24 protein-coding genes and 1 tRNA gene are annotated in these 24,375 nt (G+C 65.7%); 16 read left to right on the top strand and 9 right to left on the bottom strand.

Going from position 1 to position 24,375, the window contains the following annotated elements; genetic code table 11:
• Positions 1 to 446 precede the first annotated feature (446 nt).
• The 11 genes from DKG75_RS00125 to DKG75_RS00075 all read left to right on the top strand — a co-directional run bounded on the left by DKG75_RS00125 (position 447) and on the right by DKG75_RS00075 (position 11,038).
• The gene (locus DKG75_RS00125) at positions 447 to 1,688 is read left to right on the top strand and encodes a tyrosine-type recombinase/integrase (RefSeq protein WP_243746513.1); all 1,242 of its coding nucleotides are present in this window, start codon (positions 447 to 449) and stop codon (positions 1,686 to 1,688) included.
• A gap of 304 nt (positions 1,689 to 1,992) precedes the next feature.
• Positions 1,993 to 2,238 carry a helix-turn-helix transcriptional regulator gene (locus DKG75_RS00120; RefSeq protein WP_109919057.1) on the top strand — a complete coding sequence of 82 codons (246 nt, stop codon included), beginning with the start codon at positions 1,993 to 1,995 and terminating at the stop codon, positions 2,236 to 2,238.
• A 12-nt stretch (positions 2,239 to 2,250) separates the two neighbouring features.
• Positions 2,251 to 2,601 (top strand): hypothetical protein, encoded by a 351-nt coding sequence (locus DKG75_RS00115; protein ID WP_109919056.1) that lies wholly within the window; start codon positions 2,251 to 2,253, stop codon positions 2,599 to 2,601.
• On the top strand, positions 2,598 to 5,069 hold the full coding sequence (locus tag DKG75_RS00110) for a primase-helicase family protein (RefSeq protein ID WP_109919055.1): 2,472 nt from the start codon (positions 2,598 to 2,600) through the stop codon (positions 5,067 to 5,069). The genes DKG75_RS00115 and DKG75_RS00110 overlap by 4 nt, the downstream gene beginning before the upstream one ends.
• A 63-nt stretch (positions 5,070 to 5,132) precedes the next feature.
• Positions 5,133 to 5,696 carry a hypothetical protein gene (locus tag DKG75_RS00105; protein ID WP_109919054.1) on the top strand — a complete coding sequence of 188 codons (564 nt, stop codon included), beginning with the start codon at positions 5,133 to 5,135 and terminating at the stop codon, positions 5,694 to 5,696.
• 573 nt (positions 5,697 to 6,269) lie between these two features.
• Positions 6,270 to 6,896, top strand: a complete 627-nt coding sequence (locus DKG75_RS00100) for a recombinase family protein (RefSeq protein ID WP_109919053.1) — start codon at positions 6,270 to 6,272, stop codon at positions 6,894 to 6,896.
• Positions 6,893 to 7,321 (top strand): hypothetical protein, encoded by a 429-nt coding sequence (locus DKG75_RS00095; RefSeq protein ID WP_109919052.1) that lies wholly within the window; start codon positions 6,893 to 6,895, stop codon positions 7,319 to 7,321. Before DKG75_RS00100 ends, DKG75_RS00095 begins: the two co-directional genes overlap by 4 nt.
• Positions 7,305 to 8,711, top strand: coding sequence for a PBSX family phage terminase large subunit (locus DKG75_RS00090; protein WP_109919051.1), 1,407 nt, complete (start codon positions 7,305 to 7,307; stop codon positions 8,709 to 8,711). Before DKG75_RS00095 ends, DKG75_RS00090 begins: the two co-directional genes overlap by 17 nt.
• Before the next feature lie 208 nt (positions 8,712 to 8,919).
• Complete coding sequence (locus tag DKG75_RS00085; protein WP_109919050.1) at positions 8,920 to 9,672, top strand: hypothetical protein; 753 nt, start codon at positions 8,920 to 8,922, stop codon at positions 9,670 to 9,672.
• Positions 9,673 to 9,862: 190 nt separating this feature from the next.
• The gene (locus DKG75_RS00080; protein WP_109919049.1) at positions 9,863 to 10,051 is read left to right on the top strand and encodes a hypothetical protein; all 189 of its coding nucleotides are present in this window, start codon (positions 9,863 to 9,865) and stop codon (positions 10,049 to 10,051) included.
• A gap of 117 nt (positions 10,052 to 10,168) precedes the next feature.
• Positions 10,169 to 11,038 (top strand): GIY-YIG nuclease family protein, encoded by an 870-nt coding sequence (locus tag DKG75_RS00075; protein ID WP_109919048.1) that lies wholly within the window; start codon positions 10,169 to 10,171, stop codon positions 11,036 to 11,038.
• Between the two features lie 6 nt (positions 11,039 to 11,044).
• Here the strand turns inward: DKG75_RS00075 and DKG75_RS00070 are convergent, their stop codons facing one another.
• From DKG75_RS00070 to DKG75_RS00055, 4 genes are all read right to left on the bottom strand, one after another.
• Positions 11,045 to 11,494 carry a hypothetical protein gene (locus tag DKG75_RS00070; protein WP_109919047.1) on the bottom strand — a complete coding sequence of 150 codons (450 nt, stop codon included), beginning with the start codon at positions 11,492 to 11,494 and terminating at the stop codon, positions 11,045 to 11,047.
• Positions 11,495 to 11,498: 4 nt separating this feature from the next.
• Positions 11,499 to 11,732, bottom strand: coding sequence for a hypothetical protein (locus DKG75_RS00065; RefSeq protein WP_133636916.1), 234 nt, complete (start codon positions 11,730 to 11,732; stop codon positions 11,499 to 11,501).
• Between the two features lie 171 nt (positions 11,733 to 11,903).
• Positions 11,904 to 11,996, bottom strand: a tRNA-Ser gene (locus tag DKG75_RS00060).
• A gap of 112 nt (positions 11,997 to 12,108) precedes the next feature.
• Entirely contained in the window at positions 12,109 to 13,731 is a 1,623-nt protein-coding gene (locus tag DKG75_RS00055) for an acyl-CoA dehydrogenase family protein (protein ID WP_109919045.1), read from the bottom strand.
• 65 nt (positions 13,732 to 13,796) lie between these two features.
• Between DKG75_RS00055 and DKG75_RS00050 the strand changes: the two genes are divergently transcribed.
• Positions 13,797 to 14,588 carry a hypothetical protein gene (locus tag DKG75_RS00050; protein ID WP_109919044.1) on the top strand — a complete coding sequence of 264 codons (792 nt, stop codon included), beginning with the start codon at positions 13,797 to 13,799 and terminating at the stop codon, positions 14,586 to 14,588.
• A 48-nt stretch (positions 14,589 to 14,636) separates the two neighbouring features.
• On the opposite strand, the gene DKG75_RS00045 is transcribed toward DKG75_RS00050, so the two are convergent.
• The 3 genes from DKG75_RS00045 to pstS all read right to left on the bottom strand — a co-directional run bounded on the left by DKG75_RS00045 (position 14,637) and on the right by pstS (position 18,691).
• Positions 14,637 to 15,635 (bottom strand): DUF808 domain-containing protein, encoded by a 999-nt coding sequence (locus DKG75_RS00045; RefSeq protein ID WP_109919043.1) that lies wholly within the window; start codon positions 15,633 to 15,635, stop codon positions 14,637 to 14,639.
• 118 nt (positions 15,636 to 15,753) lie between these two features.
• Positions 15,754 to 17,481 carry a Na/Pi cotransporter family protein gene (locus DKG75_RS00040; protein WP_109919042.1) on the bottom strand — a complete coding sequence of 576 codons (1,728 nt, stop codon included), beginning with the start codon at positions 17,479 to 17,481 and terminating at the stop codon, positions 15,754 to 15,756.
• A 124-nt stretch (positions 17,482 to 17,605) separates the two neighbouring features.
• A complete protein-coding gene (pstS, locus tag DKG75_RS00035; protein WP_208112037.1) occupies positions 17,606 to 18,691 on the bottom strand; it encodes a phosphate ABC transporter substrate-binding protein PstS in 1,086 nt (361 codons plus the stop codon).
• Between the two features lie 421 nt (positions 18,692 to 19,112).
• On the opposite strand from pstS, the gene DKG75_RS00030 reads away from it, so the two are divergent.
• From DKG75_RS00030 to DKG75_RS00015, 4 genes are all read left to right on the top strand, one after another.
• Positions 19,113 to 19,859 (top strand): acetoacetate decarboxylase, encoded by a 747-nt coding sequence (locus DKG75_RS00030; RefSeq protein ID WP_109919041.1) that lies wholly within the window; start codon positions 19,113 to 19,115, stop codon positions 19,857 to 19,859.
• A 14-nt stretch (positions 19,860 to 19,873) separates the two neighbouring features.
• Positions 19,874 to 21,046: a patatin-like phospholipase family protein gene (locus DKG75_RS00025; protein WP_109919040.1), complete on the top strand. Its 1,173-nt coding sequence runs from the start codon at positions 19,874 to 19,876 to the stop codon at positions 21,044 to 21,046.
• A 124-nt stretch (positions 21,047 to 21,170) separates the two neighbouring features.
• On the top strand, positions 21,171 to 21,614 hold the full coding sequence (locus DKG75_RS23145) for a hypothetical protein (RefSeq protein ID WP_208112038.1): 444 nt from the start codon (positions 21,171 to 21,173) through the stop codon (positions 21,612 to 21,614).
• Between the two features lie 195 nt (positions 21,615 to 21,809).
• A complete protein-coding gene (locus DKG75_RS00015) occupies positions 21,810 to 22,775 on the top strand; it encodes a magnesium and cobalt transport protein CorA (protein ID WP_109919039.1) in 966 nt (321 codons plus the stop codon).
• Positions 22,776 to 22,823: 48 nt separating this feature from the next.
• Here DKG75_RS00015 and DKG75_RS00010 read toward each other — a convergent pair whose 3' ends face one another.
• Positions 22,824 to 23,831 (bottom strand): YDG domain-containing protein, encoded by a 1,008-nt coding sequence (locus DKG75_RS00010; protein ID WP_109919038.1) that lies wholly within the window; start codon positions 23,829 to 23,831, stop codon positions 22,824 to 22,826.
• On the bottom strand, positions 23,740 to 24,357 hold the full coding sequence (locus DKG75_RS22830; protein WP_425319008.1) for a YDG domain-containing protein: 618 nt from the start codon (positions 24,355 to 24,357) through the stop codon (positions 23,740 to 23,742). The genes DKG75_RS00010 and DKG75_RS22830 overlap by 92 nt, the downstream gene beginning before the upstream one ends.
• Positions 24,358 to 24,375: the final 18 nt, after the last annotated feature.

The following is a 24,375-nucleotide window of genomic DNA, read 5'->3' as shown; positions in this document are numbered from 1 at the left end:
CCGTCTGAACAAACCTGGGGCTAAGTTTATTGATCGCCGTTCCCGTCATGTTCTCCTGCCCTGTCCACTTCCTGTCCACCACAACGGCGGGGATAGCGGCGAACAGAGATAAGCATTCCAGGAATCAGACCCCAACGAACGACTATGCAAGTTTCGCGAAACTCACATATTTTCAGGGTCTTCCGGGAATGTTTGGGACGACCGCGAACAGCGGCGAGTGTTGCCAAAACGGCACAATGGCGGAGTCGGAGTCCCCCACCGTAGCGTCTCGCGTCATCGCGTAACGTCGCCATAGTGCCAGCAAACCCGCGTAAATACAAGACTTCTGCCGCGGCGATCGTCTCGGATGGTCTCGACTTATCGCGTAAGATCGCGTAATCTTAGGCGGGTGTATAGGCGGGTGCGAGATTATGCCACGAGTTGCGAAAGAACTATCAGCGTTGGAGGTGAAACGCCTCTCACAGCCGGGAATGTACGCCGTTGGGGGTGTTCCTGGGCTCCATCTTCAAGTCCTCCCCGGCGGAGGAAAGACCTGGCTGCTGCGGGTCACTATCGGTGCGACCGCGAGCGGCAAGCAGCGCCGCAGCGAGGTCGGCTTGGGCGGGTATCCGGCGGTGACGCTACAGCAGGCCCGAGACAAGGCGCGGGAGGTCCGGGAGAAGATCACCCAAGGCATCGACCCGATAGCGGAGCGCAAGGCCGCGCGCTCCGCGCTGCTGGCGAGCCGGGCGACTGAGATCACGTTCGAGGAGGCCGCGCGGTTGTGCATTGAGGCGAAGTCCCCCGAGTGGAAGAACGCGAAGCACGCCCAGCAGTGGACCAACACGCTGACCACTTACGCCTTCCCGACCCTCGCCAAGCTACAGGTGCGCGACATCGACACGCCGCATATCTTGGAAGTGCTCGAACCGATCTGGAAGGTGAAAACCGAGACAGCCGAACGGCTCCGCGGGCGCATCGAGTCCGTTCTGGATTGGGCTACGGCTCGCAAGTACCGCGACGGCTCGAACCCGGCGCGCTGGAGGGGGAACCTTGAGGCGATGTTGCCCAAGCCGTCGAAAGTGGCGAAGAACGGCAACCATGCCGCGCTGCCCTTCGCGGAGGCCCCCGCGTTCATGACGCATCTGCGCAAGATGGAAGGCACCGGCGCGCGGGCGCTGGAGTTCACCATTCTGACCGCCGCCCGCTCCGGCGAGGTACGCGGGGCGAAGTGGGACGAAATCGACCTTGAGGCCGGAGTCTGGACGATCCCGGCGGACCGCATGAAGATGGGCAAGGAACACACCGTGCCGCTCACCGAGGAGGCGGTGGCCTTGTTGAAGGCCCTCCCGCGGTTCGAGGACAACAACCTTGTATTCCCCGCATCCCGTGGCGGCGAGTTGTCGGATATGACGCTGGCCGCAGTCATCAAGCGTATGCACGAAAGCGAGACGAAGGCCGGGCACAAGGGCTACATCGACCCGAAGCAAACCGACAAGAACGGCAACCCGAAGGTTGCCACCCCGCACGGGTTCCGCTCGACCTTCCGTGACTGGGCAGGCGAGACAACGCACCACCCCCGCGAGGTCATCGAACACGCCCTTGCGCACCAGCTCAAGGACAAGGCCGAAGCCGCCTATGCGCGTGGCAGTCTTTTCCAGAAACGACAGGCACTTATGGCCGATTGGGCCGCGTACTGCGCGAAGTGAAGGCACTATACTTTTTCGGTAAGTGACTGATCCGTATAGACTTCTGTCGTCTTATTCGCTACTATTCCCCTCGATTGATCGCTGGAGACAGGAGGCGACGCCAACGAAGCGGCGTTGACCTGCCGGTATCTCCACAAGGACACAGGTTCCGGGGCGCTGCCCCGGCCCAGCACGGGTCCTGATCCGCTGTAGTTGCAGCGGTGGCGTGAGAGTAGCCGCCCCTCATGGGGCTTGCCGCTCCCGCCGCCCGCGCAGCCTACAAGGTCCCCGGTGGCGTGAGCTGAACGCTCAAGGATTCGCCACCATGAAACAAGAAACGATCCCGCTGCCAGCCTTGAAGCAGGCTGTAGCCGAAGAACTCGCCCGCCGCCAAGAACGGCGCAACGCCCGCCCCACCGGCACCGCTCAATATCTGGGCGTCAGTCTCGCCACCCTCTGGCGCTGGCACGCCGAACGCCCCGACTTCCCCCGCGCTCGCAAGATCGGTCCCCGTGCAACCGTTTGGGACCTGAACGAGATTGATGCGTGGCTGAATGCGCAAGAGCAGTGAGGAGGCGGACCCATGAAACCGAGCCTCACTGCGCAAATAGCTGCGCCCGCCGAAGCCCGCCGCGCGTCCTACGTCGCATGGCTGCTCCGCCTCGACCCTCTCCGCGTGTTCCCTGCCGGGCCTGAGTGCAACACCGAAGCCGATCAACACCTTGTTGATACGGTCCTTGCCCAGCTCGAAGAACTGACCGAGCAGGCCGCGCGCTCCTCCGACCGCTCGCCGCGGGCCGTCTGGTTCCGTCGCACCCTCGAACACTGCAACGAGGTGATGGGCGGCAAGGCCGATCCCGCCGACAACGGCTGGTTCGACAACAAGGCCGGGTATCGCCGCGGAGTGTACGTGTTTCAGGAGGTCGCAGAATGATTGCTGACTTCCTCAACAAGTTCCGTCCCGGCGGGCCGTGGCTGCTGGTCGCCATGCACCCGGACAAGAAGGGAACACCGCCCGGCGTCACATTCACCGATGCGGCGAAGGCGGAAGCGTGGGCGCTGGAGAAGAACAAGACCCACAACATCTACTTCGGCATCAACCCCACGCGCGAGCCGATCAACAAGAAAGCCGAGAAAACCGACATTGCCCGCCTCGAATGGCTGTGGGTCGATGTTGACCCGCGTGCAGGCGAGGACTTCGAGCAGGAACGCCAACGCATCAGGTCCCTGCTGAATGGTGGAATGCCCAAGGACATTCCTGCGCCGTCGCTGGTCATCGACTCCGGCGGAGGCTATTGGGGGATGTGGCGCCTTTCGGAACCGCTCGACATTCCGACCCCGGCCAGCGAAACCGACAAGCCGTGGGAGAAGGCCGAAGCGTTCAACGTCGAATTGGCAAACCGCCTTGGCGGTGATCACTGCTTCAATGTTGACCGTATCGCGCGCCTGCCGGGGCTGACGAACTGGCCCGATCCGAAGAAGCGGGCGAAGGGCCGCGAGCCGAGCAAGGCCGAGGTCTGCGGCTGGAATGATGCGGCCTATCCGCTGACCGCCTTCAAGGCCGCGCCCCCGAAAGCCGAAACGATCACCGGCGGCACACCTACGGCCAGCAGGAAGGCATCGCCGCGCCCTTCTGTGGGCGACGGTACAGCCGCGCCGTCTGACTGGGTTCCGGGCCACGTCGCGCCGTGCAGCACCGATGACCTGCGCGAGTGGGCCGCTGCGAACGGCAATACGATCCGCGACAACACGCTTGCGCTGATCGCCACCGGACAGGACCCGGTAGAGCCGACCAAGTACCCGTCGCGCTCCGAACCCTTGTTCAAGGTCTGCCTCGACCTCGTGCGCGCGGGCGTCGATGACGCGGTGATCTTCCGGGTCATCACCGATCCGGGCAACGCCATCGCTGAGAGCGTGCGCGAACAACCGAGCTGGGAGGGCTACGCAAAGCGCCAAATCTTCCGCGCATGGGAGGAGATCGGCCGCAAGTGGTGGCGGCATCCGAAGATCGCCTTGGAGTATCTGAACAACATGCACGCCGTCCTGAGTCAGGAAGGCGGCAAGTGTCGCGTGCTCGCGTGGTCTTGGGTTCCGCTGATGACTGACGATGACGACGACAAGCCGCGCGAGGAACAGCGCGGGCGCTGGGTGCCGCTGCTTCAATCGTTCGAGGACTTCCAGCACCGCTACTGCCACCTGCGAGTTGAGGCCGGAACCGACAAGGACGGCAAGCCCATCGAGGTCCCCGTGGGCAAGTGGTGGCTGCTGCAAGAAGCTCGCCGCCAATTCGATGAGCTGTGCTTTCACCCGAAGAAGCCCGAGACGGTCGGCAGGAACCTGAACCTCTGGCGCGGCTGGGGCGTGAAGCCGCAACCGGGCGACTGGTCACTGATGCGCGCCCACGTCGAAGCCGTCCTGGCCGATGGCAACGCCGAGCACGCCGACTACATCCTGAAATGGGCTGCGTGGGCCGTTCAGAACCCCCACAAGCCTGCGGAGGCTGCGCTGGTGTTCCGGGGTGGCAAGGGCGCGGGCAAGGGCATGTTCGCGCGGGCGCTGAAAGACCTGTTCGGCCAGCACGGCCTTCACATCTTCTCGGGGGACTACCTGACCGGCAAGTTCAACGCTCACCTCCGCGATGCGGTGCTGGTGTTCGCTGATGAGGCCGTCGCGCCCGACGACAACGAACGCTCCGGGCGCTTGCAGGGCCTCATCACGGAGCCGACCTTTGTTGTTGAAGGCAAGGGCGCGAACGCGGTGCAGGTCAACAACATGCTCCACGTGGTCATGGCGTCCAACGAAAAGTGGGTGGTGCCAGCCAGCAGCGATGAGCGCCGCTATGCGGTGTTCAACGTGAACGGCAACCGCGCGCAGGATCGGGACTACTTCGGCCCCCTCGCTGAACAGATGGCAAACGGCGGGCTGGCCGCGATGCTCCATGACCTGCTCGAAATGGATCTGGACGGCTTTCACCCGCGCTGGAACATCCCCCAGACCGACGCGCTGACTGAGCAGAAGCTCGCCGGCCTGCGGGGCGTGGAGCGGGCCTTTCTCGACATCCTCCAAACCGGCGAGCTGCCGGTGGAGCGGTGGCTGGACAAGAAAGCGCGCACGCTGCCTTTCGTCTCGACCACGCGGCTGTGCGAACTCGTGAACGCCCGGCTCAGGAAAGATCGCGGGCGCGACGTGACGCCCAACGAGGTGGCCGACCTGCTGAAGGCGCTGGGGTTCGAGTATCGCCAGTACCCCGTGCGCGGGTTCGCTCTGCCCACTCTGGCGGATGCTCGCGCCGCATGGGACCGGGTGAAGATTCCGGCACCGTGGGACGGCTCCGACCGCTGGACAGACCTGCCGCCGCCGAAGAAACCGGACGCCGATGGTGATGACGGATCGCCGTTCTGAAACGACTTGGGGACGCCGCCGGGCTCCCCTGTCGAAAGCCCGGCGATCCTTCGGAGAACTGACATGAAGCTGTACATGAGCGACTGGCTGCGCGACGAACGCGGCAACATCACCAACAACTACAAGAACGTGGTCCGCGCGATCCAGATGCTGGGCTGCCAAGCCGAGGACTGGAACGGCCCACCGACTGACGACCGCTGGATGCTTCGCCTCAAAGGCCGGGAGGAGTCCATCCCAGCGGTGGATGCGCACCGTCACTTGCGTGAGATGGTGCAAGAACACTTCGGCTTCGACATTGGCGACTTCGCAATGCTGACCGCTTGGGCCGTTCGCTACCTGACGCGCCATTGGGACGCTGTCGATGATCGCGGAACCCCGCTGCCGACCTATCGGAACACCCGCAGCGCCGCGCGTGCGCTGGTTGATCGGCTCCAGTATGCGCCGGGACGCGAGGATGAAGGCCGCGTGTTCCTGTCGTTCGGGAATGACTCTGTGGGCCTGCCGCTGCACCGCGCTGCGATCCGTGTGCGCGAGGCGATCAGGGAAGCCTTCGGCTTCGATCCGGGGCGCGAGAACGTCCTGACGTTTGTGGAGGCCGTGGTGGAGTCGCACCTGGATCAAGTCTGAGGGCCGCTGGAATCTCACGGCCTCGCTGAAACTTCTTCGGGGGCCGTGATACAGCGAAAGCCCATAGCGACTGGGGCTTGGGTGATTTTCCCACGACTACATCGACTATCGCGGGGGTTTTATCTCGGGGGGATTCTGCGGCTGCTATGCCCAAGGGGCGGACGGAGGAAGGCCGCGATTTCCTCCCGAGATTATTTAGCCGTGATAGTCGTCTGAGTCGTTAGAAAAGAGAAAGAAAGCCAGAAACGGCTGGGGGTTCTGAGTATCACGGCCCCCTAAAAAGTTCTGATGTAGGCCGCTGGAGCCGTGTGAACTCGCCGCTTGCGCTGCTACTTGGGCGGATCGCACCGCGCCGCCGCCCGGCGTCATGGGCCAGCAGCGACCGGCACGCATACAAGATCACGCCGCGCGGATTATGGCGGAGGCTTTCTCCCCGCAGTTCGCCATAGTCTTTGGAATTTCCGCATGTTTCGCGGATAAACCCGCCTATACACCCGCCTAAAAACCTTTATCTCCCGTGATCCGGTCGCTAGAATCTAATCGAAATCACAACTTCGATAGGCACCGACAATCATGGCCCGCTTCATCCTGTACGCCCGCCGGGCACTCGACACCGACCCCGCCACTGAGGACCAGTTCGCCCCGCTCCGCGCCTTCTGCGCCGCTGCTGGGCATGAGGTGGTTGCTGAGTACGCTGACGAGAACATCGACACCCGCGCCGCCCGCGATCCCCGCCCGTACCTTGACCGCGCGATCTTCGACACCCTCCGGGGCGCAGCGGATGGCATCGCTGCTGTTTCGTTCGACCGGCTGGCCCGTAGTGTGGGCGACCTCGAAAAACTGCTCCGCGAGCTGTCCGTGGCTGGCGCTGGCCTGTACGTCGCTGACCTCGACCTCGACACCCGCACGCCCGCCGGGGCCGCGATCCTCCGCGCCGTCGCCGCCGTGGTCACGTTCGACAAGGCTGTGCGCGTAGAGGCCCTGCGCCGGGGCCACCGCAAGGCGAGGGCCAAGGGCGTGAAGATCGGCGCACCTCGCATGTCCCGGAGCCTTGAGGACAAGATCGCCGCGCTGCTCAAGGCCGGGGTGAAGCCCGACCGTGTCCGCACGATCACGCACGCCGGCAAGTCCGCGATCTACCGCATCAGGAAGGACTTGGAAGCCGCCGCCGCCCTCGCCACCGAGGAGGCCGAAGCATGAGCCGCAACACCCAACTGACCAAGGGCATCGTCCGCGACCTCGCCACGAAGGGCCTGCCCGCTGACGCGCTGAACGTAGTGCGCGAACTCGCCGCCGAAGGGTGCCGCGAGCACGCTATCCGCCGGACCCTTGGGCTATCCCCCGCGCAGTGGAACGCCCTCAAGAAGGACGACGCCGAAGGCGAGCTGTCCCCGCTGGCGCTGGCAATCGAGGAAGGCCGGGCCGAAGGCGCGGGCGAGGTCATCGCCGTCATGCGCGCCCGGATGAAGGAAGGCGACACCCGCGCCGCGGAGTGGCTGGGCGACAAGCTCTACAAGATTGGGCGCGAGGACGGCCCCGGCGAAGCGCCCCGCGTCCTCATTCAAATCAATGCGGCCTTGAGCCCCGAGGAATACGCGAGGGTGATCCATGTCCAGCCCACCTAACAACATCATTGCCCCGACCCCGTTCCAGGCGCGCGTGCTCGCCGTCCCGGAAGATCATTTCTTGTTCCTTGGCGGGGGCCGCGGGGGCGGCAAGTCCTTCGGCCTGCAACTGCTCATCCTGCGGCACTGCGACCAGTACAAGAACCGCGCCCGCGTCCTCGTGACCCGCCGCCGGTTGAAGTCGCTGCTTCAGTTCGCGGAGGAAACCCGCGCGCTGCTGCGCTCCGCCTATGGGCGTGAGGTCGCCTACAACATGAACGACAACGTGTTCAGGCTCCCGAACGGGGCCACGATCACGCTGACGCACGTTGAATCGAGTTCGGCCCTGAGTGACGTTGCGCAGGGTCACTCATACAGCCTGATCGTGGTCGATGAAGCGGGCGAAGGTCCGGGCATGGACGTAATCGACCAGCTCGGGCTATCGCTGCGCGCGCCGGGCGTCCCGCTTCGCATGGTCTTGGCCGGGAACCCCGGCGGGCAGAATCACAGCGCCCTCGCTGAACGCTACGTGACCGCGCGGACCCCTTGGGCTCCGTTCGAGTTCGGCGGCAACACTTGGGTCTATGCGCCCAGCGTGGTCGATGACAACCCGCACCTGCCGGAGGCGTACCGCCGCAACTTCGAGGTCTTGAAACACACCGACCCGGCGCTGTACCGGGCGCACCGTGAGGGCGATTGGTCCGCGCTGACGGGAGACTTCTTCAGCGGGTCATGGCAGCACTCGCGCGCCGTGTTCGATCATCACGAGGTCCCGCCCGACTTGTTCACCTCGTTGAAGCTCGGCATCGACTGGGGCAGCGCCGCACCGATGGCCGCTGTGCTGGGCGGTCAGCTCGCCTTCGATGTTCGCCTGAGCGATGACCGGGTGATGCCGCGGGGCTCGTGGGTCATCTACGATGAACACGCGGAGTTCGACCCGCGCAACATCGCCCGCGGCACGGGCCGTTCGCCGTCGCAGATTGCGCCCGCCCTTCACGCCATGTGCGCCCGCTCCGGTGTCCGCGCGCGGGGCGTCATCGACGCCGCCGCCGAAGCCAAGACCGCCGGGCGTCACGAGGACAGCATCAGCGATCTATTCCGCGCCGCCGGTGTGCGGGTCACGCCCGCTCGCAAGGGGGCGCGCGTCCCGCGCTTCGAGGTCATCAAGCAACTGATGGTGCAGGGGGAGTTCTTCGTGGCCTCGCGCTGCCGGTTCTGGCTCTCCACCGTCCCGGCTCTGCCGCGCGATCCGCGCCGCCCAGAGGACGTGGACACCTCCGCGAACGATCACATGCTGGATGCCACGTCATATTTGATCAGTGGGGCTTCGCAGGGTGTCGTGAGCGTGGGCGACTTCGCCGGACCTCCGCCGCGCCTGCCCGACACGGGGGACCGGATCATGTATGTGTGAGGGGTTCGGGGGGCACCCCGGCGGACTTTACTTTTTACGCAAGTCATTGATCTACAACTTCTTTTTCTTGCCGCGCTGTCCATTCTTCCAGTATGGTTCCTCGAAAGTGCGGGCATTTGGCGCTCGCGCTTTAGGTTGGGAGTGGCCCCGCCGGTGACGTGTCAAGAGGCCCTTCCGAGTCGTGATGACTTTTCAGAGGAGCCCGAACATGGCCACCGTAGATTTCAAGAAGGTCCCCACCGATGTTCCGCTGACCGCGGAGAACATCGACCGGCTGACCGCCCGCGCCACCGAACTTGCGACCGCCTTTCAGGCGCGCATCGCCAAGATTCAGCAGCAGGTAGCGGAGGCCCGCGACCGCTTCAGCCGCGAAGCTGAGGAGGTTGTCCGCGAAACCGAACCGGCCAACCGCACCGTTGCCCGCCAGTTCGCCAAGCAGCAAGAAGCCTCCCGCATCGCCAAGTTCCGCCTGACCATCGCGGAATCGTCGCGCGCCCAGCGCGAGGAACTGTTGCGCCCGTTCGCCAAGCTCGCCGCTGACGCCGAATTCCTGCTGTCCCTGAACCAGTCCCCGGCGCAGGCCCTTGGGCGGATCGCCCTGGGCGACACGAAGCGCCTGAACTACCAGCTCACGCTCGAAGGGGCCGGGCCGGTGGAACTCGAAACCGCCGCCGTGACCGCCATCGCCACCAATGACCTCCCGCTCGCCGCCGCCATCGCAACGGTTGTGGATCGCCGCCCGCGCGACCGCCGCCCGTTCTCCGTGGGCGACTTCGCCCAGCGGGTGTTCGGTGCGCAGCACGCGGAGATTGTCGCCAAGCTCAAGGGCGTGATCCTCGCCTATGAATCGGCCATCGCCGCCGACCGCGAATTTGTCCGCGGACAGGCCGACCCGATCAAGAACCTGTCGCTGGCGCTCGCTGAGAAGGCGATTGCGCAAGCCGCGGGCGATGAAGCCTGAGACCGCCCCGCCCAAGCCCAAGTGTTGGGGTGGGCATGTACCGAGGTGGCTGCGTGACGGCGATCCGCGGGTCAAAGTCCGCCGCTGCCTTCGGTGTTCCTCCGACTTCTGGTCAGCGCACGCGGGAAACCGCATCTGTCCGAAGTGTGCAGAGGAAATCCGCAACATCTACTGATTGGAGGAACCGACCATGACCACGAAACCGATGCCCGGCAGCGTGCCGAACGTGAAGAAGGCTGCACGCATCCACGAGGAGCGCGCAGCCGCCCGCAACACCCAGATTGCCGCGATGAAGCGGGACACTGTCGCCACGAAGCTGAAAGGCTTCGTCAATCACGCCTACAAGCGCCCGAACGCGAAGCCGCGCACGGGTCGCTGACCGAGTTCAGCCCCGAGCCGGAAGCCGCTCGACCTCACGCAATAGCCTCGCCCCTCACGAGGCGTGAGCGGTCGATGGTTTCGGGGCTGACCTTCTACAAGAAATGGAGCGCACGCCATGAACACGATCCGCGCCACGATGACCCGCCGTCTGCTGGGCGAAGCCTCCGGCCCGCTCGCCGGAATCTACGTTGTCACGCATCGCACGACCGGGAAGCGGTACGTGGGTCAGTCCGTGAGCATCGCCACCCGCTGGAAGGATCACCTGTCTGGACAAGGAAACAGCCCGAAGCTCGCCGCCGCTTTGCGAAAGCACGGCCCGGACGCCTTCGGGTTTGAGATCGTGGAGCTATGCGCCCGCGAGGAGCTGAACGACCGGGAATGCTTCTACATCTGGGGCTTCGACTGCCTGAGCCCGAAGGGATACAACCTCACCTCCGGTGGAGGGCAAGCGCAGTGCTACACGACAGAAGCACGGGCGAAGTTGTCAAGCTCTCTGCGCAGCTCAGACAACTTCAAAGCGGCCATGCGCCGCCTTCGCGCGGACCCGGACGTGCAAGCCCGCCGCCTCGAAGCCTCCCGGCGGGCAACCGCAACGCCAGAGTGGAAGAAGGACAACCGGGAGAAAATGGCCCGCCTTCGGGATGATCCCCAGTGGCGGGCAAGCAGCACTGAACAGCTCTCCCGCATCCGCGCAGACCCTGAAACGGAGGCCCGTCGCCTTGCTGGGCTTCGTCGCGTCCACTCCGACCCGAGTTTTCAGGCCCGGCGCATCGAGGCCATACGCAACTCGGAGGCTGTCCGCCGGGCGCACGCTGATCTGACAACTTACATGATCGTCAACGTCAGGACCGGCGAGCGCGACACCGGCACGCGCCTAGACTTCCGCGGGCGGCACGGCATCAGCAGCACTTGCTTTGGCGACCTACTGCGGGGGAAGCAGAAAACCGCCCGCGGCTGGCGGTTGGCCTTGCCCGAGGAGCTGTAACGAGCGTCAGACGCCCCCGTGCCCGATCCGCTCCCATGCCTCGCGGAACGGGTCCTGCTCATAGTCTCCGGGCTGCAACCAGTACGACACGCGCCCGTCCTTCTCGCCGCGGTGGGCGCGCTCCCGGACCTCCGAGGGCAGGAGGATGAAGGCCGAAGGGGTAGGCGTGGCGACCTTGTTCACGATCACCCAGAAGTCCCCCATGATCTTGTCCAGTGAGGTCCCGAGGGGAACCGGGTTGCGCTTGCTCAGGGCCTTGACCTGCACCCCGACGAAGCGGGAGGCGTCCCGGCTGTAGGCGATGATATCCACCCCGCGGGCGTTGCGCGCGGTCGGCATGACGTTCCACCCGAGGAGGGAAAGCCGATAGCAGCAGTAGTACAGCCCCACGTTGCCGGTAAGCTGCGGGTCCAATGGTGCGATTCCGTTGCCGGTGCTGTTGGGCACGTTCGCCATGACCTCAGACCCGCTCGATGCTCGTGACCTTGACGAAGCCGCCGCCGGTGTGAACCCGCTTCCCGACCGTCAGCACGTTGATGCTCAACGGGGTTGCGCGTCGATACTCCGGCGGATACTCGCGCGTGCGCACCCAGCCCGCCGCTGGGGTGTCTCTGGGCGGGTGGCTCTCAATCTCGACCACCTCGCCGTCCCGGTACTCGATCACAGAACCATCCTCGAAGGTCACGCGCAACATAGTCCTCTCCCGAAGGCATCGACGCCCCATAGCAAAAAGCCGCCCGAGGGCGGCTTTCTTCATCGTCTCACAGGGCCTTACCCCATCGCATCCCATCACTTCGGGAAAGGCGGGTTTTTAGGCGGGTGTGCCGTCATAACCCTGCGGGAAGGCCAGTAAAACTGGCAAAATTGGCGGAGTCGGAGGGATTCGAACCCTCGATACGGGTTTACCCCGTATAACGGTTTAGCAAACCGCCGCCTTCAGCCGCTCGGCCACGACTCCGCATCAGGAGCGGCTTGTGTAGCCAAGCCGCTTGCACATGTCAAATGGTGGCGCGCCGAATTTGCCCAGTTTCGCTTTTCGCCCGCCGCCGGGAGAAGGCGCGCCCGTCCCGTCAGGCCCGGGGCATGGCGCGCTCGATGATCGACCGGGTGTCGATATCGGCGTCGAAAGCGCCGTAAAGCCCGCCGCGGCCGCGCAGGCGCAGCGCGCAGAAGGCGTCCGCCAGCGGATTGTCCCATTCGAGCAGCACCGCCGCCTGCGCCGCCAGGGCCAGGCGCTCGACCAGCAGGCGTGCATTGCCCTCGGTTACGCCGCCGAGGTCGATCGCGGCCAGCCAGCGGTCGTAATCGCCGTTCCGGCCGGCCTGTGCGGCCAGATAATCGCGGAGCGCAGCCACCCCTTCCGGCTCCCGCGTCATGGCGCGCAGCACGTCGAGGGCGATGACATTGCCCGAGCCTTCCCAGATCGCATTGAGCGGCGACTGGCGGAACAGGCGCGCCATCGGGCCGGTCTCGATGTAACCGGCACCGCCATGGCTTTCCATGGCCTCGTAGACCACGCCCGGGGTGCGCTTGCACACCCAGTATTTAGCCACCGGGGTGAGCAGGCGGGCGACGGGATCGGCCTGGTCGAAAGCCTGGGCGAGGCGGAAGCCGAGGGCCAGCGCCGCCTCGCTTTCGAGGGCCAGATCGGCCAGGACGCCGGCCATGGCCGGCTGATCGACCAGCCGGCGCTGGAAGGCCGAGCGATGCGCCGTGTGCCACAGGGCCTGGGCCACGGCGCCGCGCATGATCTGGGCCGAGCCGACGACGCAGTCGAGCCGCGTGTGCTGCACCATCTGGATGATGGTGGCGACGCCCCGCCCCTCCGGCCCGAGGCGCTGGGCGAGCGCGCCGTGATATTCGATCTCGGACGAGGCGTTGGAGCGGTCGCCCAGCTTGTCCTTGAGACGCATGACGCGAAAGCCCGCGTTCCGCTCGCCGTCCGGCAGCCAGCGCGGGACCAGGAAACAGGTCAGGCCGCCCTCGGCATAGGCCAGGGTCAGGAAGGCGTCGCACATCGGGGCCGAGCAGAACCACTTGTGCCCGCTCAGCCGGTACCAGCCCTCCTCGCCCGCCGGCACCGCCCTGGTGGTATTGGCGCGAACGTCGGAGCCGCCCTGCTTCTCGGTCATCGCCATGCCGATGGTGACGCCCGCCTTCTCCGCGGCCGGACGGGCGGCGCGGTCGTAACGGCCGGCGGTGATACGCGGCACCCAGACCTCGGCGACCGCCGGTTCGGCCCGCAGCGCCGGCACCGCGGCATAGGTCATGGTCATCGGGCAGATCGTGCCCGAATCCGCCTGGCCGACGACATAGAGGATGGCCGCATGGCCGACATGGCCCGCCGGCGAACCGTCCCAGGCGACGGCGGCGAAACCATTGTCGAGGCCGAAATGCATGAGGTCGTGATAGGCGGGGTGAAAGCGCACCTCGTCGATCCGCTGGCCATAGCGATCGAACGTGTCGAGTTCGGGGGTCTTGCGGTTGGCCTCGGCCCCCCAGTCGATCACTTCCGCCGTGCCGGCCCGGGCGCCGAGGGCGGCCAGCCGCGGGGCATGGACGGCACCGCCCGCCTTGGCCACCGCCTCGGCCAGGGCGATGTCGCCGGAGAAGAGATTGAGCCCCTCGAACGGCGGCGGCTGGTTGAAGACCTCATGGGTTTCAAGCTGGGTCAGCGGCCTGATGCTGGACATTCTCTCTCTCCCCGTCGCGATCTTCGTTGTTGCGATATTTGTCACATAAGGACAATTATAGCAACATGATTCACGATCCTCCGCCGCTCAGCGCCCGCGCCCTGATCCTCGATCTTTTGGACACGGGCGCGCCGCCCGATTTCTCGACCGGGGAACTGGTCCAGGCCGGCGCTGCGCTGGGCCTTGAAGCGACGGCGATCCGCACGGCGCTGACCCGCCTGCGCCAGGAAGGGCGGGTGCGGACGCTGGATCGCGGGCGCCATACGATCGGCGCCCGGGCGGCGCCCCTGCAGCAGCGCATCCAGGGCTGGCGCCGGGTCGAGGCGCGGCGGCAGCCTTGGGCGGGGGGCTGGCTGCTGGCCATCGCCGGGCCGCAGGACCGGGCCGACCGCACGGTCTGGCGCCACACCATGCGCGCCCTCGATCTCGAAGGTTTCGTCGAGGCGGAGACCAATGTCTGGGCCCGGCCCGACAATCTGGCCGGCGGCCCCCTGATCCGCGACCGGCTGCGCGATCTCGACGCCGCGCCGAACCTGCTGGTGGTCGCGGCATCGGGGCTGGACGAGGCCAGAACGGCGCGTTTTCCCGCCCTCTGGCCGGTGGCGGCGCTTCAGGCGGCGCATGGGCAGCGGGCGGCGGCACTGGCGGCCAGCGCCGCCCGCCTCCCCGACCTGCCCCTGGCCGCGGCCGCGGCGGAATCCCTGCTGACCGGCCGGGCGGCGATCCGCGCCATCCTGCGCGATCCCCTGCTGCCCGAAGCCCTGTGCCCGCCCGCGGCACTTTCCGCCCTGATCGCCGCCATGGACGATTACGACCGCCGGGGCAAGGCGATCTGGGCGCGCTATCTCGCGCTGTGACGCGGAGGGACGGGCGCGAACGTCAGGCCCGCCCCCGCCCGGCCGACCTCAGGCGGCGCGCTTTCCGGGCAGATAGAGGGCAAGCCGGCGCCACAGCGGGGCGACGACATAGCTCGCCACCGGGATCGCGGCCGCCCCGATCACGACGCCGGCAATGCCCGATCCGATGGCCTGGACCAGCCAGGCGACGCCCGCCCCGACGGCGGGCAGCGCATCGGCCGCCGCCACCCCCGCATCATGGATGAGGTGGCTGAGCGCCCCGAAGCCATAGCCTTCCAGGCCGTGCAGGATGATACCACCGCCGACCCAGACCATGGCCGCGGTGCCAAGCACGCCGATCCCCTTGAGCAGATAGGGCATGCCCTGCACCAGACCGCGCCCGAACCCGCGCAGCAGCGCGCCCAGCGGCCCGGGAGACGAGCGGCGGGCGAGCCAGAGGCCGACGTCGTCCGCCTTGACGATCGCCGCGACCACGCCGTAGACGCCGATGGTGATCGCGATCCCGACGATGGCCAGCACCAGGGCCTGGCTGCCGAGGCCGGCCTCGGGCACCGAGCCGAGGGTGATCGCCATGATCTCGGCCGACAGGATGAAATCGGTCCGGATGGCGCCCGCGACCTTTTCATCCTCGAAGGATTTCGCATCGAGGTCGACCGAGCCGATTTCGGCCTCATGGGCATGGGCGGCATGCGGGAAGAAGAATTCGTAGATCTTCTCGGCGCCTTCATAGCAAAGGTAGAGACCGCCGAACATGAGCAGGGGCGTGATCGCCTGCGGCAGCAGGAAGCTGAGGGCCAGGGCCGCCGGCAGCAGGAACAGGAGCTTGTTCTTCAGCGAGCCGAGCGCGATCTTGCCGATGATCGGCAGTTCGCGGGAGGCGGAAAAACCGGTGACATAGCGCGGCGTGACGGCCGCATCGTCGATGACGACGCCGGCCGCCTTGCTGCCGGCCTTGGCCGCCTGCGCCGCCACGTCGTCGAGAGATGCCGCCGCCGCCTTGGCAAAGGCGGCGACATCGTCCAGCAGCGCAATCAGACCGATACTCATGGTGACGGCTCCCGCAATTGAGGCTCGCGAATACTCTAACAAACGAGGATCCGGGTCCACCCGGGAGCGATGCACCGCGGTCCGGAAACCGCGGTGCATCAGGTACTGTTGGAGGCTGTTACTCGCCGGGGACGGGGCTGAGGCCGCCCGGCACCGCCGGCTGCCCCAGGCCGCCCTGCCGGGACGCGCGCTCGACCACGCCTTCCCGGTTGACCGACTTCCGTTCGGCGTCGATGCGGTGGATCAGGATCTCCGCCCGCTCGACCGAGCCGAGCAGGGCCAGGATGGTGCCCCGCTCGCCGGCGCCGGCATTGGGACCGAGCGCCAGGGTCTTGGCGCGCAGGTCCTCGACGCTCGGATAGCTCACATGGCCCGCCGGCATCTGCGGGTCGGCGATGCCATAGGTCGGCATGATCGTGCGCAGCGAGGCATCGAGCTTGTCGAGCGCGGTGTTCACGATCGCCATGGCGTGGTTGCCGAAATGCTCGCGCTTCACGCGACGCGCCACCTGGTGCAGAGATTCGGTGAGCGCGGCGGTGAAGTCCGCTTCCTCGATCAGGCTGGCGATCAGGTCGAGCTGCTCGTAAGGCAGGTCTTCCTTCATCAGTTCAGCCGTATAGGCACGGATATCCCGGCTGAGGATATCGGTGGCCAGATAGTGTTCGCCCGGATCGGACGGCGCCTTCTTGTCGCCGCGCGCGATGTTCAGGAACATGGCGCCCGCCTGGAGGTGGCGTTCCGTCTCCTGCTGGACCGCCGGCACGGCCTTGGCGAAGTCGCTGGCGAGCTTGCGGTCGAGGAACTTCGGCGTCGAATAATCCTCGACATCCTCTTCCGCGGTGCGGCCGATGCGCGAGAGCACGCGTTCGAACACGCCGACGAAGGGGAACAGCAACAGCGTGTTGAAGATGTTGAACACGGTCGAATAGAGACCGACCGCGACCGGCACCAGGGGGAAGGTTTCCTTGCCGTTCACGACCACGGGAACGGCCGGATCGCCACCGAACCACTGCATGCCCCATTCGAGCAGGGAGATCGAGATGAAGAACATCGGGATCGTTATGCAGACCCCGATGATGTTGAAGGAAATATGGGCATAGGCCGCCCGCTTGGCATTCTTCGACAGGTTCAGCGACGCCATCCACGAAGTGATGGTGGTGCCGAGATCGGCGCCGAGCGAGAAGGCGATCGCCGTCTTCCAGTCGAGGATGCCGGCCGCGCCGAGGCCCATGACGATGCCGATGGTCGCCGACGACGAGTGGATCATCGCCGTCACGCCGGCGGCGATCAGCACGCATTTGATCACGGCGAAGTAGGAATCCGCCTGCAGCGTCTGCAGCAGTTCCATGACTTCGGGCAGGTTGCGCAGGGGCCGCAGGCCGCCGGTCATCAGGTTGAGGCCGTAGAAGATGAGCGCGAAGCCCATGCAGGCCAGAGCGATGTTCCGCAGCTTCTCGTTCTTCGCGAAGCAGTAGACCAGCGCGAAGGTGCCACCGAGGATGAGCCCGAGCGGCCCCAGCGGCAGCGCGATCAGCCCGTTGCCGAGGGTCGTGCCGATATTGGCGCCCATGATCACGCTGATCGCCGGCCGCAAGGCCACGACCCCGGCATTGACGAGGCCGACCACCATGACGGTCATGGCCGTCGACGACTGGATGACGCCGGTGATGAGCGTGCCGGCAAGCACGCCCTTGACCGGCGTGCCCGCCGCCTTGGCCAGGAACGCCCGCATCTTGTTGACGGACAGGGCCTGGATGCCGTTGGCCATGAATTCAAGGCCGAGCATGAAGATGCCCAGGCCGCCGATCACCGGCACCAGGACATCCTTGAAGATATCTATTTCCATGAGATCACCCGTTCTTGTCGGCTTCAGGTGGATTTAGGGCGTGTTCGGCACGGTTTTCGTTCCTAACACGCTCTAAATATTTGGCCTCACGCATCGCCGGACGATGCTTTAGCGGCCCGATGCTTCAATTGCTCGCCAGGCCGAAACTCGTGGCCCAATAGGCTTCGATCCGGTCCGCGAGTTCCGGGGAAACCGGGATGTAGCCGAGGGCCGCCGCCTCGTCCGCGCCTTGCCGGAACGCGATGCGGAACAGGTCGAGCACGCGGTTGACCCGCCCCTGCCCGCGATCCTTGGGCACCACGGCATAGGTTACGACCGCCATCGGATAGGCGCCCTCGCCGGCAAGGTTGGTGGTATCGGCGACGAAGCTGCGCGCCGGATCCCAGGCCACCGTGGCCAGCCCCGCCTGGAACGACTTCGGTTCCGGCCGGACGAAGGCGCCGGACTGGTTCAGGAGCGAGACGAACGGCAGGCCCGAGCGGACGACCTGGCCGTATTCGAGATAGGCGATGCTGTTCCGGGTCGCCGCCGTCAGCGCCGCCAGCCCGCCCGTGCCCTTCTCGCCGCGGCCGGTCGGCCAGGCGATCAGCGTGTCGGCGCCGTGCTTGCCCTGCCATTCCGGGCTGGTCTCGGACAGGAAGCTGGTGAAGGTGAAGGTGGAACCCGAGCCGTCCAGGCGGTGCAGCACCGCGATCGCCGCGTCGGGCAGTTCGAGCCCGGGGTTCAGCGCCTTGATGGCGGGATCGGACCAGGTCCCGATCTTGCCGAGATAGATGTCGGCCAGCACCGGGCCGGACAGGCGAAGCTGGCCGGCCCCGACATTGTCGAGATTGGCGACGACGACGATGCCGCCCATGACGATCGGAAACTGCACCAGGCCGCGCTTGGCAAGCTCCTCCGGCGTCAGGGGAGCGTCGGTCGCCGCGAAGTCGGTTTCCGGCTGAGCGAGGCGCATGAGCCCGGCGAGGGAGCCGACCGGCTCATAGTCGACCCGCCAGTCCGGCGAGGTGAAATCCCCGCCGTCCGTGCGCCGGGCTTCATAGTCGCGCGACCACTGGTTGATGATCGGCGCGGCGAAGGTCGAGCCGGCACCGCGGATCGGCTCGGCCTCGGCGGCGGCGCCGAAGGCCATGGCGGCGAACCCGACGGCGCCGAGCAGCCGGGCAGCCTTGCCCAGGGCTTTGCCCGCAAGGCGATCGAAAAATTCCACTGGAGTTCCCCCTTTTCGAATACACGCAGACGCGAAAAGAAATGGAATTCCCGACCAGCCCCCAGGGACAGTCAGGCTCAATACCGCCCGAATTGAAAACTCGGCCGGCGAAATATTCTTTTTCGCTTAATAGTCCGATTGCCTGACATAAAAATGACAGTGACACGCAAGATCAGAAATAAGATTTATGACAAGTTTATTCACACATAACCAGTTACCATCATTTTCTTGAAACGTAGCTGTGCTTCAAATCAAGCGATGAGCTAGAGGCACCGGCGAGAAAGACTGCGGTCCCGCCGATGTGCCGGCCGGCCGCGCCGCGCCTGTACGACGGGAATTTCGGATACGACGGGCATTTCGGACCCGCCGGGAATTTCGGACACGACAGGGATTTCGGAAAGAACACGGGATCGGGAAGACCATGAAAGCCAGAGACGTACGCCGCGCTTACGCCATGCCGCTGTCGAACCCGGCCTATCCGCCGGGCCCCTATCGCTTCATCGACCGCGAATATGTCATCATCAGTTACCGGACCGACCCGGACGCCCTGCGGGCGCTGGTGCCGGAACCGCTCGAGATCGTCGAGCCGATCGTCAAATACGAATTCATCAAGATGCCGGACTCGAGCGGCTTCGGCGACTACACGGAATCGGGCCAGGTGATCCCGGTGCGTTTCCAGGGCGAGGCGGGCGTCTATGTCCACGCCATGTATCTGGACGACGACGCCCCGATCGCCGGCGGCCGCGAGATCTGGGGGTTCCCGAAGAAGCTGGCCTTTCCGAAACTCGTCCATGAGGGCGAGGTGATCGTCGGCACCCTGCACTACGGCTCCGTGCTCTGCGCCACCGCGACCATGGGCTACAAGCACCGGGCCGCCGATACCGGCGAGGTTGCGCGCTCGCTCGCCGGGCCGAATTTCCTGGTCAAGATCATCCCCCATGTCGATGCGACCCCGCGCATCTGCGAACTGGTGCGCTACCACCTTGAAGACATAACCGTGAAGGGTGCCTGGACGGGGCCGGCGGACCTGCAGCTGTTCCGGCACGTCATCGCCGACGTCGCCCGCCTGCCCGTGCTGGAGATCGTCTCGGCCGTTCATTTCGTCGCCGACCTGACGCTCGGCCTCGGTGAGGTCGTGCACGATTACATGACCGACCCGGACCTTTGAGCGGAGACCCCGAGATGGACGATCTGTCGGAACCGCGGCCGAAGCGGCGAAACGCGGCGCCCAACATCGGCGAACTGCTTGCCGCCTACCCGTCGGTCGGGCTGGTGTTCCAGGGCGGCGGCGCGCTCGGCGCCTATCAGGCCGGCGTGTTCCAGGCGCTGGACGAAGCCGGCGTCGAGGCCAATTGGCTGTCGGGCGTTTCCATCGGCGCGGTGAACGCGGCGATCATCGCCGGCAACCGGCCGGGCAGCCGGCTCGACCGGCTGCGCGCCTTCTGGGACACGGTCTCGAGCCGCAGGATCTGGTCCTTCACCCCGGAAGGCGACCTGTTCCGCCGGGTCCGCAACCAGGCCAGTTCCATGATGACGATGCAGGCCGGCCTTCCCGGCTTCTTCAAGCCGCATGCCGTCAGCCCCTGGTTCCAGCTTCCCGGCGCGTCCGGGGCGACCAGCTTCTATGATACCGCCGAGCTGGAGGGAACGCTCAACCGCCTGATCGACTGGGAGGTGCTCAACGACCAGAAGCACCGCCTGAGCGTCGGCGCCGTGAATGTCCGCACCGGCAATTATCGCTATTTCGACAGCCATATCGAGGAACTGGGGCCGTGGCACATCATGGCGTCCGGCGCGCTTCCCCCGGCCTTTCCTGCGGTCCACATCGAGAATGAATATTACTGGGACGGCGGCATCGTCTCCAACACGCCGCTCCAGTATCTCCTGGAGCAGGAGGACGTGCACGACACGCTGGTGTTCCAGGTCGACCTGTTCAGCGCCCGCGGCATCCTGCCCCGCAACATGGCGGACGTGCTCGCGCGCCACAAGGACATCATGTATTCCAGCCGGACGCGGAACAACACCGATACCTTCCGGCGCATGCACAACATGCGGCTGAAGCTGCACCAGGCCCTGCTGCGCGTGCCGCCCGACGCCCTGACCGAGGAAGACCGCCTCTTCCTCGCCCGGATGGAAGACGTCCCCCAGATCAACATCATCCATCTCATCTACCAGCAGAAGGTCTATGAGAGCGATGCCAAGGATTACGAATTCTCCGGCACCTCGATGCGGGAGCACTGGGATTCCGGCTATCAGGACACCCGCAAGACGCTCCGCCATCGCCAATGGCTGGAAAAGCCGCCGGAATCGATCGGCATGACCGTGCACGACATCCACCGCGACGACCCGAGCTGATCCCATGACCGCCGCCCGACATAGCCTTCACCTCCTCGGCGTTTCCCCTTTCTTTATCTGGTCCCGCTTTTTCACGGCCTGGCTTTCCCCCTTCGCGACCACCCCGACCTCACGGAGAACGAACATGAGCATCGAGCGTGAAATCGAAAAGCTGTACACCCTGCCGGAATTCGTCGCCGAACTCCGCCGGCTGGCGGATGTGCTCGAGTCGAAGCAGCAGTTCAACATCCAGATCGAGGACGAGAACATTTTCGTTCCCGAACATGCGGTTGCCGCCGTCGTCTATGAAATCGAAGGCGGCCACGCCGAGATCGAATTTCAGCTGAGCTGGGAGACCGGCGAGGTTGCGGCCGACGAAGACGAAGACGCGGACGAAGACGACGCGGACGAGGACGAGGACGCCGAGGATGACGCCGAAGCCGTGACCGAAGCCGCGGACGAGGCTGAAGCCGCCGACGCTGCGGAAGTCGAAGCCGAAGTCGAGACCGCGAGCGACGAGGCGGATAACGCCACCGCCGAAGCCGTCGACGAGGCCGAAGCCAAGACCGACGACAAGGTGCCCGCGTAACTGGATCGACCTGCCCGCGAAACGCCCGTCCGCGCAACACCAAGCGGCCGGGATCATCGGAACCTCAACGCCAGTGCCGTCTGATCGCCGGCACTGGCGTTTTGGCGCGACCTTGCGCCGCCGGACCGCCGGCGCCTCTTGTCCCTGTCCCGGCCCTGTCCTGTCCCGGCCCAGTCCTTTCTGTTCGAGAACGCCATGCCCGTCATCGCTTCCTATCTCTATCGTGACGGCCGGCGGCTCGAAGCCGTTCCGTTCCATGCCGCGGTCATGCCCGCCGAGGCAAGCGACTTCATCTGGATCGGGCTGCATGAGCCGACCGCCGAGGAACTGGCATTTCTGAAGGTGGGCTTCGGCCTGCACGAACTCTCGGTCGACGATGCCCTGAACCCGCAGCAGACGCCGAAGGTCAGTGCCTATGACGATCAGATCTTCGTCATTGCGCAGACGGCGAAACTCGAAGGCGATGGCATCACCTATGGCCGCACCGCCATCTTCGTCGGCCGGCGCTATATCATCACGGTGCGCCACGGCTCCGACCGCGGCCACGGCGAATTGCGCCAGCGGCTGGAGACGGCCCCCCAGGCGCTTCGCCACGGTACGGATTACATCCTGCACGCCATTCTCGACTTCATCGTCGACGGCTATCTGCCGATCGTCCGCACCATCGAGGATTCGGTGCTCGACATGGAACGGGCCATGCTCGACGCCTTTCTCGACCGGGCCCAGATCAAGCGCATCTTCAAGCTGCGCCGGGAAGTCATCCTGTTCCAACGCGTGCTCGACGCGATGCTCGATCTCTGCGGCAAGCTGGTGCATCTCGACCTGCCCTGCCTCGATGCCGAAGCCAAGCCCTATTTCCGCGACGCGCTGCAACACATGCACCGTATCGAGCAGATGGTGGGCGGCCTGCGGGAAGTCATCACGTCGGTGTTCGAAGCCAGCAACCTGCTCGAACAGCAGCGGCAGGGCACGATCACCCGCCAGCTCGCGTCATGGGCGGCCATTCTGGCCGTGCCCACGGCGATCGCGGGGATCTACGGCATGAATTTCGAGAATATGCCGGAACTCAAGACCACTTACGGCTATTTCGTCGTGCTCGGGGTCATCGCCCTGTTCTGCGGGGGGCTCTATATCAGCTTCAGGCGCGCGAAATGGCTCTGACCGCTTCGGGATGGGCGCCCCTGCCCCATCCCGCGCGGCCAAGCCTTGCTACTCCCGTTCCTCGCCGCCCGGCGGTTCGGTGAGGAATGCGCTCAGGTCCGGATTGGCCTGCAACAGGATTTCGGCGATCTCCACCTCAATATTGCCTAAGCCGAAGCCCGGCAGCGGCCCCCCTCCCAGCATCGGCAAGGGCCGCCTCACGGCATCAGGAATATCCTTGCCGACGATCGTCTCCACATTGGTGTTCATCGGTACGAAGGTCACCAACAGGGTGCCGGCAACGAAGCGGGTAACATAATTCTCCGCCGACACCCCGCCCGGCATGATCGCATACTGCCCGGCCGGCGACGCCGCAGTGGCATCCGTCTCGAACGCCAGGGTGCCGATCAGGACACGCCGATCCTCGGCGCCGATGAAACCGTCATACCGCGCCGTAAACACCGGATCAGGCGCCCCCTGCGGTCTTTGTGCATCATCGGCCTGAATGACCAGCGTCTTCGCCGTGATCGTCCCGATCGTGCCGGTGGCCGTGGTCGAGGCCAGCATGTAGTTCGCGGCGTCGGTCCCGGTCAGGGTCAGGCCCGTCACGGTCACGATCTTGCCGATGCCCACAGCCTTGGTGTCGTAGGTGCCCGTGGTCACCGGCGTCAGGCTGACCGCTTCCGCGCCCAGGACGCCGGTGAGGCTGAAGTTGCCGGTGGTCAGCGTCGCGGTGGTGGCGCCGTCGTAGATCTTGCTCGCCGTGCCGGTCAGGCTCGCCGTCAGGGCCTTCGCCGTGATCGTCCCGATCGCACCGGTGACCGTGGTCGAGGCCAGCGTGTAGTTCGCGGAGTCGGTGCCGGTCAGAGTCAGGCCCGTCACGGTCACCGTCTTGCCGGTACCCACGGTCTTCGTGTCGTAGGTACCCGTGGTCACAGGGGTCAGGCTGACCGCTTCCGTGCCCAGGACGCCGGCAAGGCCGAAGTTACCCGTGGTCAGGGTGGCGGTCGTGGTGCCGTCGTAGACCTTGCTCGCCGTGCCGGTCAGGCTCGCCGTCAGGGCCTTCGCCGTGATCATCCCGATCGCGTCGGTGACCGTGGTCGAGGCCAGCGTGTAGTTCGCGGAGTCGGTGCCGGTCAGAGTCAGGCCCGTCACGGTCACCGTCNGTCAGGGCCTTCGCCGTGATCGTCCCGATCGCACCGGTGACCGTGGTCGATGCCAAGGTGTAGTTCGCCGCGTCGGTGCCGGTTAGGGTCAGGCCGGTGACCGTGACCCCCTTGCCGGTGCCCACAGTCTTGGTGTCATAGGTACCGGCCGTCACCGGGGTCAGGCTGACCGCTTCCGTGCCCAGAACGCCCGTGAGGTCGAGGTTGCCGGCGGTCAGGGTCGCGCCGGTGGTGCCGTCGTAGACCTTACTCGCCATGCCGGTCAGGCTCGCCGTCAGGGCCTTCGCCGTGATCGTCCCGATCGTGCCGGTGACCGTGGTCGAGGCCAGGGCGTAGTTCGCCGCGTCGGTGCCGGTCAGGGTCAGGCCGGTGACCGTCACCCCCTTGCCGGTGCCCACGGTCTTCGTGTCATAGGTGCCGGCCGTCACCGGCGTCAGGCTGACCGCTTCCGTGCC

Origin of the sequence: Zavarzinia compransoris (assembly GCF_003173055.1) — a bacterium.
GTDB lineage: Bacteria > Pseudomonadota > Alphaproteobacteria > Zavarziniales > Zavarziniaceae > Zavarzinia > Zavarzinia compransoris.
The sequence above is the reverse complement of the archived record's forward strand: the minus strand, read 5'-3'. Positions and strand labels throughout refer to the sequence as shown.

What these genes read in the sequence shown, in the direction of transcription:
- DKG75_RS00120 (WP_109919057.1), top strand. Translation starts at nt 1,993, where the DNA reads ATGAAACAAGAAACGATCCCGCTGCCAGCCTTGAAGCAGGCTGTAGCC.
- DKG75_RS00115 (WP_109919056.1), top strand. Translation starts at nt 2,251, where the DNA reads ATGAAACCGAGCCTCACTGCGCAAATAGCTGCGCCCGCCGAAGCCCGC.
- DKG75_RS00110 (WP_109919055.1), top strand. Translation starts at nt 2,598, where the DNA reads ATGATTGCTGACTTCCTCAACAAGTTCCGTCCCGGCGGGCCGTGGCTG.
- DKG75_RS00105 (WP_109919054.1), top strand. Translation starts at nt 5,133, where the DNA reads ATGAAGCTGTACATGAGCGACTGGCTGCGCGACGAACGCGGCAACATC.
- DKG75_RS00100 (WP_109919053.1), top strand. Translation starts at nt 6,270, where the DNA reads ATGGCCCGCTTCATCCTGTACGCCCGCCGGGCACTCGACACCGACCCC.
- DKG75_RS00095 (WP_109919052.1), top strand. Translation starts at nt 6,893, where the DNA reads ATGAGCCGCAACACCCAACTGACCAAGGGCATCGTCCGCGACCTCGCC.
- DKG75_RS00090 (WP_109919051.1), top strand. Translation starts at nt 7,305, where the DNA reads ATGTCCAGCCCACCTAACAACATCATTGCCCCGACCCCGTTCCAGGCG.
- DKG75_RS00085 (WP_109919050.1), top strand. Translation starts at nt 8,920, where the DNA reads ATGGCCACCGTAGATTTCAAGAAGGTCCCCACCGATGTTCCGCTGACC.
- DKG75_RS00080 (WP_109919049.1), top strand. Translation starts at nt 9,863, where the DNA reads ATGACCACGAAACCGATGCCCGGCAGCGTGCCGAACGTGAAGAAGGCT.
- DKG75_RS00075 (WP_109919048.1), top strand. Translation starts at nt 10,169, where the DNA reads ATGAACACGATCCGCGCCACGATGACCCGCCGTCTGCTGGGCGAAGCC.
- DKG75_RS00070 (WP_109919047.1), bottom strand. Translation starts at nt 11,494, where the DNA reads ATGGCGAACGTGCCCAACAGCACCGGCAACGGAATCGCACCATTGGAC.
- DKG75_RS00065 (WP_133636916.1), bottom strand. Translation starts at nt 11,732, where the DNA reads ATGTTGCGCGTGACCTTCGAGGATGGTTCTGTGATCGAGTACCGGGAC.
- DKG75_RS00055 (WP_109919045.1), bottom strand. Translation starts at nt 13,731, where the DNA reads ATGTCCAGCATCAGGCCGCTGACCCAGCTTGAAACCCATGAGGTCTTC.
- DKG75_RS00050 (WP_109919044.1), top strand. Translation starts at nt 13,797, where the DNA reads ATGATTCACGATCCTCCGCCGCTCAGCGCCCGCGCCCTGATCCTCGAT.
- DKG75_RS00045 (WP_109919043.1), bottom strand. Translation starts at nt 15,635, where the DNA reads ATGAGTATCGGTCTGATTGCGCTGCTGGACGATGTCGCCGCCTTTGCC.
- DKG75_RS00040 (WP_109919042.1), bottom strand. Translation starts at nt 17,481, where the DNA reads ATGGAAATAGATATCTTCAAGGATGTCCTGGTGCCGGTGATCGGCGGC.
- DKG75_RS00030 (WP_109919041.1), top strand. Translation starts at nt 19,113, where the DNA reads ATGAAAGCCAGAGACGTACGCCGCGCTTACGCCATGCCGCTGTCGAAC.
- DKG75_RS00025 (WP_109919040.1), top strand. Translation starts at nt 19,874, where the DNA reads ATGGACGATCTGTCGGAACCGCGGCCGAAGCGGCGAAACGCGGCGCCC.
- DKG75_RS23145 (WP_208112038.1), top strand. Translation starts at nt 21,171, where the DNA reads ATGAGCATCGAGCGTGAAATCGAAAAGCTGTACACCCTGCCGGAATTC.
- DKG75_RS00015 (WP_109919039.1), top strand. Translation starts at nt 21,810, where the DNA reads ATGCCCGTCATCGCTTCCTATCTCTATCGTGACGGCCGGCGGCTCGAA.
- DKG75_RS00010 (WP_109919038.1), bottom strand. Translation starts at nt 23,831, where the DNA reads ATGATCACGGCGAAGGCCCTGACGGCGAGCCTGACCGGCACGGCGAGC.